Annotated in this window: 11 protein-coding genes and 2 pseudogenes; 6 read left to right on the top strand and 7 right to left on the bottom strand. The window is 60.8% G+C overall.

Annotated features, from left to right (window positions below; translation table 11 throughout):
* Window positions 1–84: 84 nt before the first annotated feature.
* The 4 genes and pseudogenes from I6F20_RS38505 to I6F20_RS32360 form a co-directional block, all read right to left on the bottom strand.
* A pseudogene (locus I6F20_RS38505) lies at window positions 85–1452 on the bottom strand (type II toxin-antitoxin system HipA family toxin).
* On the bottom strand, window positions 1452–1703 hold the full coding sequence (relB, locus tag I6F20_RS32370) for a type II toxin-antitoxin system RelB family anti-toxin (protein ID WP_225129751.1): 252 nt from the start codon (window positions 1701–1703) through the stop codon (window positions 1452–1454). Before relB ends, I6F20_RS38505 begins: the two are co-directional and overlap by 1 nt.
* A 272-nt stretch (window positions 1704–1975) precedes the next feature.
* Window positions 1976–2320, bottom strand: coding sequence for a hypothetical protein (locus I6F20_RS32365; RefSeq protein WP_225129749.1), 345 nt, complete (start codon window positions 2318–2320; stop codon window positions 1976–1978).
* A 53-nt stretch (window positions 2321–2373) separates the two neighbouring features.
* The gene (locus I6F20_RS32360) at window positions 2374–3540 is read right to left on the bottom strand and encodes a nucleotidyltransferase family protein (RefSeq protein ID WP_225129747.1); all 1167 of its coding nucleotides are present in this window, start codon (window positions 3538–3540) and stop codon (window positions 2374–2376) included.
* A 330-nt stretch (window positions 3541–3870) separates the two neighbouring features.
* On the opposite strand from I6F20_RS32360, the gene I6F20_RS32355 reads away from it, so the two are divergent.
* From I6F20_RS32355 to I6F20_RS38500, 6 genes and pseudogenes are all read left to right on the top strand, one after another.
* The gene (locus tag I6F20_RS32355; RefSeq protein WP_225129745.1) at window positions 3871–5397 is read left to right on the top strand and encodes a Wadjet anti-phage system protein JetA family protein; all 1527 of its coding nucleotides are present in this window, start codon (window positions 3871–3873) and stop codon (window positions 5395–5397) included.
* Window positions 5390–6028, top strand: coding sequence for a DUF4194 domain-containing protein (locus tag I6F20_RS32350; RefSeq protein WP_128932111.1), 639 nt, complete (start codon window positions 5390–5392; stop codon window positions 6026–6028). The genes I6F20_RS32355 and I6F20_RS32350 overlap by 8 nt, the downstream gene beginning before the upstream one ends.
* Entirely contained in the window at window positions 6025–9459 is a 3435-nt protein-coding gene (locus I6F20_RS32345) for an SbcC/MukB-like Walker B domain-containing protein (RefSeq protein ID WP_225129743.1), read from the top strand. The genes I6F20_RS32350 and I6F20_RS32345 overlap by 4 nt, the downstream gene beginning before the upstream one ends.
* Before the next feature lie 2 nt (window positions 9460–9461).
* Entirely contained in the window at window positions 9462–10631 is a 1170-nt protein-coding gene (locus tag I6F20_RS32340) for a Wadjet anti-phage system protein JetD domain-containing protein (RefSeq protein WP_225129742.1), read from the top strand.
* A gap of 922 nt (window positions 10632–11553) precedes the next feature.
* A pseudogene (locus I6F20_RS32335) lies at window positions 11554–11682 on the top strand (integrase core domain-containing protein); the annotation flags it as partial.
* A 249-nt stretch (window positions 11683–11931) separates the two neighbouring features.
* Window positions 11932–12144 carry a class I tRNA ligase family protein gene (locus I6F20_RS38500; protein ID WP_368736805.1) on the top strand — a complete coding sequence of 71 codons (213 nt, stop codon included), beginning with the start codon at window positions 11932–11934 and terminating at the stop codon, window positions 12142–12144.
* A 310-nt stretch (window positions 12145–12454) separates the two neighbouring features.
* Here the strand turns inward: I6F20_RS38500 and I6F20_RS32325 are convergent, their stop codons facing one another.
* From I6F20_RS32325 to I6F20_RS32315, 3 genes are all read right to left on the bottom strand, one after another.
* Window positions 12455–12640 carry a hypothetical protein gene (locus I6F20_RS32325; RefSeq protein WP_225129740.1) on the bottom strand — a complete coding sequence of 62 codons (186 nt, stop codon included), beginning with the start codon at window positions 12638–12640 and terminating at the stop codon, window positions 12455–12457.
* A 74-nt stretch (window positions 12641–12714) separates the two neighbouring features.
* Window positions 12715–13263 carry a hypothetical protein gene (locus I6F20_RS32320; RefSeq protein WP_306469178.1) on the bottom strand — a complete coding sequence of 183 codons (549 nt, stop codon included), beginning with the start codon at window positions 13261–13263 and terminating at the stop codon, window positions 12715–12717.
* Between the two features lie 204 nt (window positions 13264–13467).
* A complete protein-coding gene (locus tag I6F20_RS32315; RefSeq protein WP_225129738.1) occupies window positions 13468–13857 on the bottom strand; it encodes a hypothetical protein in 390 nt (129 codons plus the stop codon).
* Window positions 13858–14784 lie beyond the last annotated feature (927 nt).

Below are 14784 nucleotides of genomic sequence, written 5' to 3'. Positions count from 1 at the left end.
CGTCTCCGCGAGCTTGCTGCACGCCTTGAGCGGATTTCTGATCTCTGTTGCCTTGATCGTTCCGCTTGGTTTGGCTGTGGGCAGTCAGCCCGGCTGGGCAGCCAGCGAATTCACACGACGCTTCGCGCCATCAGCAATCGATATGGCCATCTTCTCCGGAAATCCTTTTGGAAGCGCGTTCAGCACCTGATCTATGGCTTTTGCGGCTGTATCGCCGAGCTGCTGGATGACAAGCTTGACTGTTTTGTCGGGGAGACCGCAGCTTTTCGCAGTCTGCACGACATGTCGGCCGAGAACCGTGTGGACGACGTAATGCCGGTTGCTGCCGATCGCCATGGCCAGCCTCATTTGGTTTTGACTGATCTGTCCAGCGTCCAAGCTCGGTTGGGTCGAAATGATGTCGTAAAGCGGGGCAAGATGAAAACGTCCGCCCGGCGCCAAATGAACGCTAAAATTCTTCGCATGGCCATCGGTGGCGGCGAGCAGCCAGAACACGATCTGCGCCTTGAAAGAAAATGGCCTGGTCGTCCTCAGGCGTATCGCTGCCCTTGAGGAAATCCGAGATTTTGCGGATGCCGGGTCCGCCATCGGATTCATACTTTCGCGCGGGTGGAACAGACAGCGCCTGGCAGCAGTCTTCCTGCGGCGGCCGCAACAGGCGGCCGTCGCGCGTCCAGATGCGATCGAACCGCTCAACTGCGAGCACTCGGCGTCCGGCGAAATCGATGATGCTTGATTTGGCGACGGCCGGTCGCAAAGCCGCGAATGCCGCGGCTGCCGACGGTGAATTGGCCGCCGGGGCAAGCCGAGTGCCGCAACCAGCTCAAGGCACAGATGCTCGTTTTCAACGCTGCCGGTCAGGTCGATTCCGTTCGGCAACTTCCCGATCTGCGGCTTGATAATGTGCGTAGTTGCGGTCGTGCCATGAGGCACGTGCCACCTGTCTTTCCAGTAAAGCAGCGCTGTCTTTTCCTGCGCGCCCGCGAGAGAAATGCGGAAGTCCTGGTCGGCGCCGATGCCGAGCGGATTGCTGGCAAGATTGCCGAGAATGGCGGCGACATCCTGATCGCTAGCGGCGCGGCCATCAATGGCGCCGGCGCCCCCGGGTGCGGCACCGTCGGGAAGGAATTGCAGCGCGCCGATGCAATCGCGGCCGATTGCGGAGAGCAGGCTGTAAGCGTCGGCGCCATCAGCATGCGCGCGTTCGGCGACGCGTCGGCGGATGTCGTCATTATCGGGCAGAAGATTGTCAAAAACGGCGACGACGGGATCGCCGATATAACGATCCTCCCGCAATGGCAGCGACACCGAAACGGGGGTGGCATTTTCCCACGCGAGCCACTGCTTGTCATACTGGAAATCGATTGCGCCGCTGCTCTCGCGCCGCAGCTGCCCGACCAGCGGTGCATTGAGATAGACGTTGAGCGGCGCGCGGGCAGGACGACGCGCCATCAGAACAGATCCTCAATCGCTTCAGCCGTCAATTTGGTCCGCGGCCGGATGACCAACTCGAGGTCGAGCGCGGCCAGCGCATCCATCAAGGTGCGCAGCCGCGTTGCAGGTACACCGGCTTCCAGCTTCGAGACCGTCGCTTGACGCGCATGCATCTTCTCACCGAGGCCAGCCTGGGTGAGCTTCTTCTGCCGCCGGTAGCGCCTGATCCCGGCGCCAACTTGTTGGGGGGTGCGGGCAATCGTATCCATAGGTTACCATACGCGAATGCGTATACATCGTCAATATACGCGATCGCGAATATCAGCACGATTATACGCGTCCGCGTATATCTGCGCATAATACGCAATTGCGTATGAAGCCCCGCGATTTCCCACGACCTTATTGAAATTATTAAAAAACCATCACGGGCCCCTGCTCGTATCTGCCAGTCGGGCGTACGTCGCCTTGATCAGGTCGTCCAACGCCGCAGCGGCGTCCTCGTTGAGATTGGGATCTTCGCGCAGGATGGACGAGACTTGGGTCAAGGGGCTGGCCGCGCCGAAAGCGACTTTGAAAAAGACACCCGGGCGGCAATCCGGGCCAGGGCGGAGGTCATGGCGGTGGCCCCGACAAGCCCGTCAGTCCGTTCGTCATCGAAAAACCGGTCACGGTCGAGGACAACAAGCAGACCGGCCATCAAACAGGCCAGCACGTTCCGATCCAGCTCTACTTCGTGCTGAGCCTCGAGCGCGTCGGCGGCAAGACCGAGCTGATCGAACGGCATGATGCACATCACCGACATGGTCAGCTGCATCGGCAGCGAGATGATCAGCGAGCCAATCACGTGATTCGGCATGCCGACGCCGCCGATGATCAGCAGCAGCACCGGCGCGCCCGTCGCCGATGATGGGCGAGACAGCCTCGTCGACCGAATTGGCATCACGGCGTTGGCGACGCCGTCGGCTTCGCAATTGAAACGCGCGCCAGAAGACCTTCCTTGCCTCCCGTAAGCCCGTACTCCTCTGCCGGCTTGCCGTCGAGTTTGGCCGCTTCGGCTACGCCCTTCGCGAGCATGTCGAAAGTGTCGTCCGAAAGACGCAGGGCGCCAACACCAAGCCGTCGTCGCCATCTGGCTCCGCGTTCCCAAGCTTCGATCCACCCAAAGCCTAGGTCGCTGCTACGTTTGACGGCATTGAATGCTTGAATGAGCGCGCCAGCCTGGTTGATGTCCTTTTTGGCCTTATCCGCAAAGAACACATTCCGTTTGGTCGCGATGATCAGTTTGTGGACGGCGTAGCGCTCCGGGGCCGGTACAAGGACCGGCACTCCGGCGTCGTGCAAGACCACAGAGCGGATGGGCTCATGGATCAGGTAGTCTAGGAACCGCAACACCTGCGCACCTACAGACGGTCCCAATGAAGGCATCTGCGTCAGTCTGGAGGAGTAGTCCTCGTCGCCACGGTTTGGTGTAAGGAATTCGACCTTGAAGCCGGTGGCATTGGCAAAACCGCTGAACAGCTTGGTTTCATCGGGGGAGAATGAGGGCGCAAATGTCGGATCCACCTTTTTCAGGATCTCTTCGATGTCGGGCATGCTTTCATCGATCGAGATCGAGATGCCGTAGAATTTCGCGATGTCCAGATCCTCGGTCGTCACGAGCTCGTCGGGCAGCTTGACGCCGAGTACGCCGCTGTATGTCTGATAGGCCATCGAACCGACGAGCGTGGCGCGAAGCCGGAAGAGTCCCGCGCGCGCGAGTTCGTTGACGACGAGACCTTCCATGTGGGGAGGGGCAGGGTAGCCGGCCCGCCTCAACTTCGCTGCCAGCTCGCGTCGCGCGCGATAGCCAATCTTGGTGCGCTGGAAAGCTTCCGCGCGTTTGGCAATCTCGGGATCATCGGCCGGACCGACATATTTGAGAGTCGTCTTCGTCGGTCCCTCGCCACCGGAGGGCTCGTAGGCCTTGTAGTAATAGTATTCGCGGTTGGCTCGCTTCTGTTTGAGAAAGGTCCCGTTTTCCGGGAAGTTCTCGTCGAAATCCGCGTCGGTCGCCTTCTGAACCAGGTCGGAGAACATGACTTGGTCGATGTTGGAAAACTGCTTCATAGGTATTTGTTACCATTTTGGCGGAGTGGTAACAATGGTTTTGTATCCATCCTGCCAAAATGGTAGCAAATTTGTATCCATTTTGCCATAACGGTAACAACAATGAATTCAATGACTTGAGGCCGGATTGTTCCGATCCACGACCGGCACTAGCTTCGATCGGACTTTTGGAGTCTCGACAGCGATTGAGCTGGAAAGCTATATTAGAACATACTAAGAACTGATCTTCCGGTTGTATTTTCCAAACCCACTCTCAACAACATTTTGCCCGGCAGGCCGTGCGTTTAACGCCGCCGACCCAAGATGAAGTCGGGCCCAGGAGCTGCGTCATTGACCTTGTTCCGCCATTTGCATGACGATGCGTTTCTAGCTTTTTCGCGCGATCACAAGCACCTGTACGCAGCGTGTCTGCTCGATCTACATGAACGCTTCTTTTCAGGCGCCCCGTCGTTCCCGACGCCGCAGCAGGTGGTCCACGCCATCTACGACGTCATGCGCGTCAACCCCGCCCTCTGGAACGAGGGCGATGATTTCGGCAGCCTGCCGGAAATGATTTCCGCGGGACGCCGCCGGATCCGGAAGGCCGACGTCGCGCTCGCTTCCGAGAAGGGCGACAAGGCGCTCGGTCTTGCCCGACAATTGTACGCCCGGCTGCTCGCCTGGGGATGGCTTGAAGAGGAGGAATACGGGCTTCGCGTCACCGTGGACATGGCTATGGGACCGCTGCTCGTGATCCAGCGGCTCGCGAGCCTCAACAAGGATCTCTCGCAGCGATTCGGCGGCTTGATCGTGCAAATCCGCCTCAACCTGGAGGCCGTCGAAAAACTGAGGCCCGAGATCACCGACCGCAAGCAGCGCGAAGCCGCGCTCGCCGTCCGCGAGGCGCGCAATCAGGCCGACCAGTTCACTAAGAGCCTGCGTGCGATTCTGGCCGACCTGAAGCGCGTCCGACGGACCGTCATGGAGTCGAAAACCGTCGCTACCCGGCTGGAAGCCTTTTTCGAGGAGTTCGTCGACCAGCTCCTGTTGAAGGATTTCGAGTCCATCCTCACCGTCAACCATCCGTACCGCTTCCGCGACGCCATTGTCGACCTCGCGCGGAGGATCTCCTACACCCCGGAAACCATGCAGGTCCTCGCCGAGGAGTACACAGCTTCCAGCATGGCAGCCGACTTCGAGGACGGTCGAATGGCCGCGGCCGACGACCTGCTGGCCATCGAAAGCATCTTCGATCAGATCGGGGAGATGTTCGATAGGATCGAGGCCTTCCGCAGGCAGCTCGAAGCCCGGGTCCGCAACACCATTAAATACGCCGAGCGGGGCGGGCAGGGACTCGTCGGCCGGGCCGGCGACCTGGTGCGGCGCCTGGATGCCCTACTGCGCGACGGCAGACACCAGAAGGCTGCAATCGAATGGAGCATCGAGCCGTTGCGGTCCCCCTGGTCGGAGCACCATCAGGCGCCGGCCAGGCAGCCGCGCCGTCCCGTCGAAGCAAGGGAGCTCTCCGAGCCGCCGTCGGATCCGCTGTACGAACTGCGCAAGAAGCTCCGCCTCGAGTACATCGCTCGCATCGCGCCCCGCCCCGAGGATGTCAGACGATTCCTCGAGGGCCAGGTGCCGCCATTCGCGACCAGGGAAGCCCGCTTCATGGAAATCGGCACCGTGGACGACTTCCTCGCCTTCGATTGCGCCCGCCGATATGCGTTGACGGGCGAGGTTCCGGCGCAGGTCGCGGCCGGGTTCGAACTCGAACCGTGCCCCGACACGCCACCACACGACAGCGAATGGCTCCGTTGCGCAAACTTCCTGGTCAAGCGATCGGGCGCAGTCCGGAAGGCGAGGGCGGCTCATGCTTAGTGAATTCGAAAATGTCGAGCGCTCCTTCGGCGCGGAAAAGGCAGCCGACCTCCGCAAGGCGCTGCACTTCCTGCTACGGCGGCAGTTCGTGTTCGCGGGAGACCCCCGGACCGGGACAGTCTACAACACGATCATGGATGGCCGCTTCCGCGACGTGGTCGACGGCTTCTTCGATAGTTGCGGATACCGCGTCCATCGCGATCCGGAGGCGCAGTGGGCCGGCATCGTCGCCATGGACGAGGACGTGCCGCTGCCCCGGATGAAGCTCGACGAAACCATCGTGATGCTGGTGCTGGCGGCCTACTGGCAGCAGGAGGTGAACGTCGGAGCAGTCGAGGACCGAGCCGTCGTAGTGGCCACTTTGAACGACCTGTTCGATCGCTACCGCGAGATGGCCCAACACGGCGGCGGTGGCGCGATCTCGCCCGCCCGCTTCCGGGACATCCTGCGCGAGGCCGCCCAGCGCAGTTTGGTCGAGATCGGTGATTTTGACGACGAGCAGCAGGACTGCGAGATCAGGATCCGCCCGATGATCAAGCTGATTAGTGGCGGCGATGCCCTCCAACGGCTTGAGCGCTACGTCCGTAGCGAGGAGGCGCGGTTTCCGCAGCCCGCAGGAGACGAGGCATGATGGAGCTGCGACACCTCACGATGGTGAACTGGCACCTGTTCGACGTCGCCGACATCGACGTGACAGGACACGTCGGGGTGCTGGGCGAGAACCGGTCCGGCAAATCGACGATCCTCGACATGGCACAGGTCGTCCTCACCGGCGGGAGCCGGCGGTTCTTGCGCCTGAACGCGGTCGCCGGCGATAGCGGAAAATCGCGCAGCGGCTCGAAGCGCAGCGTCGTCGATTACTGCCTTGGGACGCTCGGCGAAGACCAGCGCCGGCGCGACGAGGCGCGCACTTACATCGCGCTCGGCTTCCAAGACACGGAAGGCGCCCGGCCACCGGTCACGATCGGCATGGCGCTCGAGGCGCGCAAATCCGACAGCAGGGAGACTGTGCTGGCACTGTTCGTCGCCGTCGGGACCGTTCTGAGCTCCAAGGACTTCATCGAGCAGCGAGGAAAGTCGCAATTCCCGGCGCAATGGGAGGACGTGCGCGCCCGGGTCCTCGCGGCGGTCGGCGAAGGCAACTTCGTCAATCATCGCGACCGGGCGAGCGACTACGTCCGCGAGTACATGCGCCATCTTCTGCCGCATTCGCCCTATGGCGAGCAGAACGCCAGCGCCCTGCAGAAATCAATCGTCAACGCGATGACGCTCGACCACAACCAGACCGCCACGCAGTTCGTGCGGAACTACATCCTCGAGGACAGTCCGATCGGCATCAAGGAGCTGCGCGAGTCGATCCAGACATACCGTAACATCAGCGAAACCATTCGAAAGATGCGCCTCAGGCTCGAAGCCCTGAGGGCGCTCCGGGGCGTCCTCGGCACCCTTGAAGAGGCGCTCGAGACCAAGTTCAGGGAGGAGTGGATCGCAAAACGCGCGACTTGGCTCGCGGCGCGCGCGACAAACCTGGACTTCAAGACCAAGCGGCGTAGCGAGATGGCGCGCCGGGACGCCGCAGCAAAAGAACTCGAATTCATCGACGACGACGTCAAGGCCGTCGACAACGAGATCGAACGGCTCACGGCCGCGATCGCCGAGCACGATGCCAAGACCGGCAGAAAGTCCCTGCAGCAGACCGCCGATGTGGCCGGGCAGGCGGCGCACCGCGCCTCGGCGGACTTCAAGGCTCGCATGGAGAACATCCGTCGCCTGGAGCCGCTAAGGGCGATGTGCGCGGACGGTTTCGAGGACTTCGTTCCTGCGCTTGAGCGTCTTGTGACGGCCACCGCCGGGGCGGACATCGAGGGCGTCTCCGACGAGGTCACCGCGGCCGAGAAGTCCTTCGCGGCAAGCGGCGCCAAATGGCTGCCGAAGATCGACGAAGCGCGTCAAACGATCATCGCGGAGCTTTCCGGGCTCCGAGGCCGCCGCGACGAGGTGCTCGAACGGATCCGACAGCACGCCGCCGGAGGGGCGCGCGCCTATCTCGGCGACGACACTGAACTTCTTTGCCGCAGGCTGCGGCAGAGGGGAATGGTGCCGCGCGTGCTCTGCGACATCATCGACGTCGCCGAACCCGAGTGGATAGGAGCCGCCGAGGCGCTCCTAGGCCGCGACCGGGAAGCCGTGTTCGTGGACAGAGCGGATATCAGCGCCGCCACGTCAATCTTCAAGGAAGGTCGCCGCGAGTTTCGCCATGCATCGCTAGTGAGCCTAAACAAGCTCGAGCAGTTCAGGGCCAAGCCGGAGCGCGGCACTTTTCCCTCCATCTTCCGGAGCCAGGATCCGGACGCGATGGCCTTCATCATGCGCCGCTACGGCAATGTCCGTCTCGCGGACACGCTCGACCAGTTCAACAGGCCCGGCCGGGCTATCATGAAGGACGGCCTCTACGACGACGGACTCGTCCGGAGCCATCGCTGGATCGAATCCTCGCAGCATAAGATCGGAAAGGCGGCCCAGGCGAACGCCCTGCGCTCCCTGCAGGATCAGGCCGAGGAACTGGGTCGGATTCTGACCGACAAGGGAAAGGAGGCCCATGCCGCGGAGCAGGCTTTTGCCGCTCTGAAGAACATCTGCGAGGAACGTAATGACCTCGCGGCTTGCGCGGCCGCTTTCGCGGCCGCGCAGACTGAGATCGCTGAAGCTCAGGCCAGGCTCGATGCTCTCGACGGCGCGGGGGACGGGGGGCTTCGCGACAAAAAGAGGGCGCAGCAGAAGCTGAAGGAGAAGAGGCTGGAGGAGAGAAAGACGCAGCAGAAGGCGTTTGGCGAGCACGACGGCGAGGTCAGGTCGGCGGAGAGGAGGCTCGGAGAGGGCGAGAACGTGCCCGGCTCCGAACTCAACCTCAGGGTCGCGCGGTCGATATACCGCAAGTTCTTCTCACTCTACTCCACCGCGAAAGGCAGGGCCGTCTACCGCGACCGCCTCGATGCCGCAGCCCAAAAGGGCTCCGCGGAGAAACACCGGGCCATCGCCGAGAAGGCCTTGAAGGATGCGGACGCGTCCGACAACGAGCGCGCCCGGATCGAGCGACGGGTCCGCGAGCTTCTTTACGATTACTTTGACCAGTTCGGGATGAGTTCGCAGGTCGGCGCGGAAAGCGAGCCGCTGCGGGAGGTGAAGCCGTGGATGGAGCAGCTCATCTCGGATATCGAATCCAACGAGCTGCGCCAGTACGAACGGCAGGCGCGGGAAGCGGCGGAGAAGGCGTCCACCCTGCTGCGCGGCGAGTTCATCAACGCGCTCACGGCCCGGATCGGAAAGATGGAGCGGGAGCTGCAATCGTTGAACCGTAGCCTCTACGCACATCCCTTCCATAACGAGCGATACTCATTCCACCGCACCCAGATGGTGGAATTCCAGCCCATCCTGAAGATCATCGAGATCGCCAAAACCTCTCCGGAGGCGCTCGATATGCTGTTCCGGGGCGACGTGCCCGATGACTTCCCGCACAAGGATACGATCGTCGCACTCGAGGCGCTGCTCGAGGACCCCGACAAGGATTTCACCCAGTTCGAGGACTACCGCAACTTCTACACCTTCGAGATCCACATGGAGGATGTGGCCACCGGCCGCTCGACCCGCTGGGAGCAGCGGCGCGGCACCGGGTCTGGCGCCGAACAGCAGGTGCCTATCTACGTTGCCATCGGCGCTTCGCTGGCCGCCGTCTACGGCAGCGCGGAGCGTCGTGCCGGCAAGCCCGCCGGTTTTGCCTTGGCCATGTTCGATGAGGCCTTCTCCAAGATGGACGGCAAGAACCAGCGGCAGATGATGAGCTTTTACAAAAACCTCGGCCTGCAGTTCGTGATTGCCGCGCCGTTCGAGAAGCGCGTCGCCGTGCTCGAGCACATGGACACCATCGTGGAGGTGGACCGGATCGGCGAGCAGTCCAGGGCTACCGTGGTGGAACTCAAAGAGAAGGCCAAGCGCGAACTCATGGCCATCGATCCGGACCTGATGTCCGAAGATGAGCTCGCCACCCGTCTGGCCGCCGAGTAGCCATGGCTCGGCGTTTCACGGATGCGCTCGGCCTGCTGAACGACCTGCTCAACCGCTTCGAGGCGGGGGCCGCAAGCCCGATCGCCCACCCGGACTACCCCGCCTTCCCATCAGTCGTCGCGGCGGACGCCTTCCTGAAACAGATCAGGGAAGCCGAAAGTGCCGGCGCGGTCTCCATCCGCTGGGGGCGCGGCGCCAGCCGAGACCAAGTGGCGCACGTGCGGTTGGTCTCGGCGGAGATCTTATACCGATATCTCGGCCGCACCCCGGCCTCACGCATCGCGGAGCATGCCGCCGTCCGGCTTGTAGCCGGAGTGGCGCTGCACGAGTCCTTGAAGAACAGCGGCTCTCAAATCGCAGAGGTGTGGGCGCGGGGTAAGACGTGGCACGGATTCGGTTCGTCCGACGTCGACACGCTGCGCCACGCATTCGTTCTCGCCCAGGCGATCCTCGACAACAAGCATCTGGACGTCGACTACAAAACTTTCTCGCGACGTACGGTGGGGCACAGCAAGATACTCGAGCGCATCGAGGGGGCCGTGGTCCGGCTTTTGAGCGGCATGATGGACTTTCCGCCTGGCGCCCGCCCCCGCGAGGCACTGCGAGCGATCGGGCTGGAGCGCTTCGCGCCGCCCCTGCTGATCGCGGGCAAGATCGACCTCGACGGAGCCGATCTTTCCAGGATATCTCCGCATTATCTCGGAATCACTCCCAAGGAGGCTGATCGCGTCCGGTTCCGGGAGCGGCCAGCCTACGTTCTGACGATCGAAAACTTCGCAAGCTTCAATCGGCACATCGCCGAGGCGGACCCAGGTCGATTAGGAACGACCATGTATGTCGGCGGGTACCCCTCGCTTGCCACCCAGCAGGCGCTGCGGACAATCGCAGGATTGGTATCCGAACAGACGCCGATCTTTCATTGGTCGGACATCGATCCGGACGGCACCTGGATCTTCCACACCATCGAGCGCGCCGTCGATCGACCGATCCGTCCCCACCTCATGAGCGTCGAAGTTGCCGAGCGTTTGGGACAAGTGCCGTTCAAAAAATCGGCACCCGCTCGATGTCCAGCGGACTCCGGTATCGCAGCTCTGGCAGCGTACCTGGCGAAAGATGGAGCCAAGACGCTCGAGCAGGAAGAACTCGATCCAGTCCTGCCAGAGTTTCATTAGAAAGTGCGCGGATGCTCGTGGTTGCGACCTTGGCTGTCTCGCTCAAGACGCCGTTTGTTTCAAGCGCGACAACAACACCGCCTGCAACTACGTGCTGCGGGAAAACCGACATCGTTTCTTCATAAAAACGCTCAATCGGCATTGGCATGCCGGTTGCTTGAAGATGTGACGAAACCACCTGTGACTATGATGCTCCTTCAGCATCCGGTCGAAGTATTCAGATGAAACTTGCCCGCTTGATCGATGGCAGAGGTCCCCTGATGCGCTTTCCAAACCGTGCGCCTGCCTCGCGAACTCTGCGATCTCCAGGTCGCGCTCCGGTTTGCCGGGCAGAAGCCGATTGTCTTCTAAGGGGCTCGCAACGAATGGTGGTTCTCAACGAGAACGCCAGCGTAAAGGCGTCCTCTGGGCGGTCGTTGGACATCGCTTTAGCCCATGGCTCAGGGTGGGGCATCTGCGACATGCGGAGCCTGCATTCTTGAAGCTAGGTGCCGGCCTTGCATCGGTGCTTGCAGATGGTCAATGAGCTAATGCAGAACGATTCGGATCTTGAGAAAATACTCAGGCAACAGGACGAGCTCAAGGTCAAGCTGCTTCGCGCCCAATCGGTTGTCGCCGAATGTAAGGCAGGATTGGCGGATCTGGAGCGGAGGCTTGAGTCTCGAGCGGTCTCATCGTCCATCGATGAACGCCAGCGCAACTCTGCGGCAAACAATTCAATACGTAACGCACGACCGCCCAAATCGCGAAGCGTCGATGATCCTGTTGACCCGGATGCAGCCGTGGCGTTTCCGCCTCGATCATGGGACCGTTGAAAGCTGCCGCCGCGCACGTTGACGGCGACAGGTTTGGTCACGGACCTGGCGAAGATCTGCCGCAAGGCCGGGATCAGCCAGGCGACCTATTTCAACTGGAAGAAGCTGCGGACGCCCAGCAAAAAGTGGAGACTTGGCGCAGATAGTACAATGAAGAACGGCCCCATGGGGCAATCGGAAATCGACCACCGATTTTGCTGCACACCCACGTCGGCGCCACCAGCCCGCCAACGTGATCAGAGGCGCAAAACTCTAGTTCCGGGTGGTCCAAAGTTCGGTCTCGCTGCAAGAGGCGCAAAACTCTAGTTCTGAGTGGTCCAAACTTCGGTCTCGCTGCAAAAACCCCGAGACTCTAACTGCGGCTGGATGAAAAGCAATGGCAGGTCACTCCTTCGTCAAGCTAATCGCTGTCGCTCAGGGATGCTGCTCATGTACCCTTGAAGCACGACTCAACTTTCAGGAAAAGTGGGGACTACGCTAGGCCAATGCCACGGCTCTTCATGTATTCGCCACTATCGAAAACATGGACAACAAACGCTCTAAAACGCAGTGCTTGGACCATCTCGCGCCAGCTCTCGTGGGGTCATCGCATCCCGGCTTGGTTCGGTCCGCGCCAAGATGTCGAAGTCCAGGGGAACGTTATGGACCCTCTGGAACTGGTGGACGAGTTGGAGCCGACGCCTTGCGCTTCACGCTGACCGCCATGTCCGGAGCTGCACGCGATCTCAAGCTCTCGCGGCAGCGCAAACCGCGGAGATAAACTGCGATGAGTGCGGCGCAACTGCGCGCTGAGGCTTTCTATCGTTGCGGCTTCGTCTGTGGCCGACGTACCAATCTACGGCATCGCGGGTAATCTGCCGGGCAAGGTCACCGCTTGTTTGGCCAGAGGTTGAACCGTCGAGAAGGAGAAATAACACGGCATCGGCGCGCACTCCGACTCCCCCGCAATCCCGGTTATCGCGCGTCCTCTTTCCTTGCTCACTGCGCCAGTTGATCTCCATTCCCCTCTCACTCGCCAGCATCGCTCTGGCTTATGGCAACAAAGCGCTCTCGTACAATATCGACCCGGCCTTCAGGTCCCTTGATATTGCCGTCGAGGAAATGGTCAAAATCCTCATGACCTAAGAGCGCTTTGAACTTCTCTGCAATGTAGCAGCGAACATCATCGTCTGCGTTTTGGATTTCAACCGCCAACAAATACTAGCCGCTCGCGCAGTTCATCTCCCAAAGATTGCGCGACCGTTTGCAACATTTGAAGCAATCGGTCTTTAACGGTGGTCATTTTCTGAGAAGCCTTTCCGATAGACGCTCGGCCGCGAACCCAGCCTCCCTTTGATTTCCAAGCCTGACACCATCGATAGGGCCAGATATTCATACAGACGATCGTCTTTTTGAATGGCCTGGGGCACGCTTTTGTACAACGGTTCTACCGCCTGCCCCATGTCTTTGCCTTTTGCATACGGCCAGACATAAATGTACTCTCCTGCGCTGATAAGATTTTTAAGCGGGGCGGCGGCAAAGGCGGTGGGGATGCCCCGGGTCATCGCACCCGGTTTAGCCGGAAAAACGAACTTCAATCCGTGCACCACAAAATTATGAAGATTGCGGCGGTTAGGCTTTGCGTGGCCGGATTCCCGATCTTTGACCGCAAGTCCCGACGAAAGGCTCCGGTTGATCGAGGCATTGACCTCTGTCTTGCTGATACCAAGGGCTGATTCCAGGCTGCGTACGGAGTAAGGGTCATCGTGATACGCAGCCTCCCCAGGATGCGCATCGCCCTCATTTTTGGCCTGCTGAAGGCTCACGAGCTTCAGCAATACAACAAGGTCTTGACTTTTCGTACAAATTCGCTCCGTCCTTTGTCCTAGGACTAAGGACAATAGACCATATGGCGTGCCTTTCAGGGATACCTGCTTGGTGGCCGACGAGGGGAGGTCTGCCGCCGCTCCTGGTAGCATCTTCGATTTGCAGTCACTTCAAACTGTTGCTGCCTCAGGTCTGCCCTTGCCGGTCAGCCGAATTCATGCGCCCAACCGGCCCGCCAGCGTTTCTAACGAATCCATAACCGCTCCCTTGAGCGAGGCGGTGGCGCCCGTGTGGATTTCTAGCAATACATCGAGCGCGGTTTGCGTGCCGTGCGCGGCGATCCTAGAGACGGCTCCGGAGGCTCCGTTGTAGGAACATCGGGCGACCACTCTCTCGAGAAATGGAAGTGGCAGAAGATGCTGTCTTTCACGCAACTCGTCAGTGCATGCCCCGTGTGCTGCCGTGTCAGAATCTAGAAGATCAATATCGTTCGAACCAAGCACCTGCTTCAATCTTCGCTCGATCGCCGACAAGGCGGCCTCGGATCCGAATCGCGCAAATCCCTCGGCCAAGTTTAGCCCCTCGATCGGTTCATAGTCTTCCATGGCCGCCCAGTCCTGGTTCCCGGTGCGAATGCGATCCGGAGCCGGCTGTAGCCTCGTCAGCTTCTCGAAAGATTCTCCGAGTACGGACTAACCCACTGAAGTGATCCTGGACGGGAGACTGGCATGGACTCGCACAATTTCGAGATATCCAACACAGGACCCCCGCCATCGGTACAGCACGCCGTCAGACGATCAGCAGCCGAACCAGCCGGTAGAAGACGCCTTTGAGCAGCGATTGGATGCGGCGCGCGGGAACGGTTCCGCTGGCCTTGCCCGACGCCTCGGCCGCAAACCGCCGCCGAATGTGTCGCGCGGATTTTGATTACATTCACGAGATGATGAGCGGCGTCAGTGCTCGACAAAAACTGTCACGGCGACTGCTGAGAAGTATCTTCAAATGCTTTACAAGGTGGCGCGTTTCCCCGGCGAGCGCGACCAGTCGCTCGAAGCCAGTGATGACAATGCACGAAATCGGCTCTCTAACACCGTGTTCAAGGAGAACAAACACGTAGGTATGGCTTTGCGGGCGCTTCAAGAACAGCGAGGAGGTTCATCAGCAGTCAAGGTCAGGCGCGTGCGGGCTGCGGCTTCGGCGAGGTGTCGGGTGCACACCCGTGGCTCCCACTGAGGCGATCTGGCAGCGGCTAAGTGACGAGGCCCAATCGGAGCGCCGCGGATCGCCTTCGACAGCTCCTAGCGTCAGCGGCGGTGAACAGTCGATTTCCTTAACCCCGCGAGCGCTCGACCTCGATCTTGCCGCCGTGAAAGCCGATCGCCCCGCGTTCGTCCAACGACGTGTCGCTACAAATGTTGCGGTGCGCCCTCCTGGCTGAACGGCAGCTTCGGTGGTCAGGTGACCGTGGGCGCTCCTGTCACTTCTTGTAGTGCGGCTCTTCGATCAAACGTCGATCCGACGCAGCGTCCGGA

Origin of the sequence: Bradyrhizobium sp. IC3123, assembly GCF_020193625.1 — a bacterium.
GTDB lineage: Bacteria > Pseudomonadota > Alphaproteobacteria > Rhizobiales > Xanthobacteraceae > Bradyrhizobium > Bradyrhizobium yuanmingense.
The sequence above is the reverse complement of the archived record's forward strand: the minus strand, read 5'-3'. Positions and strand labels throughout refer to the sequence as shown.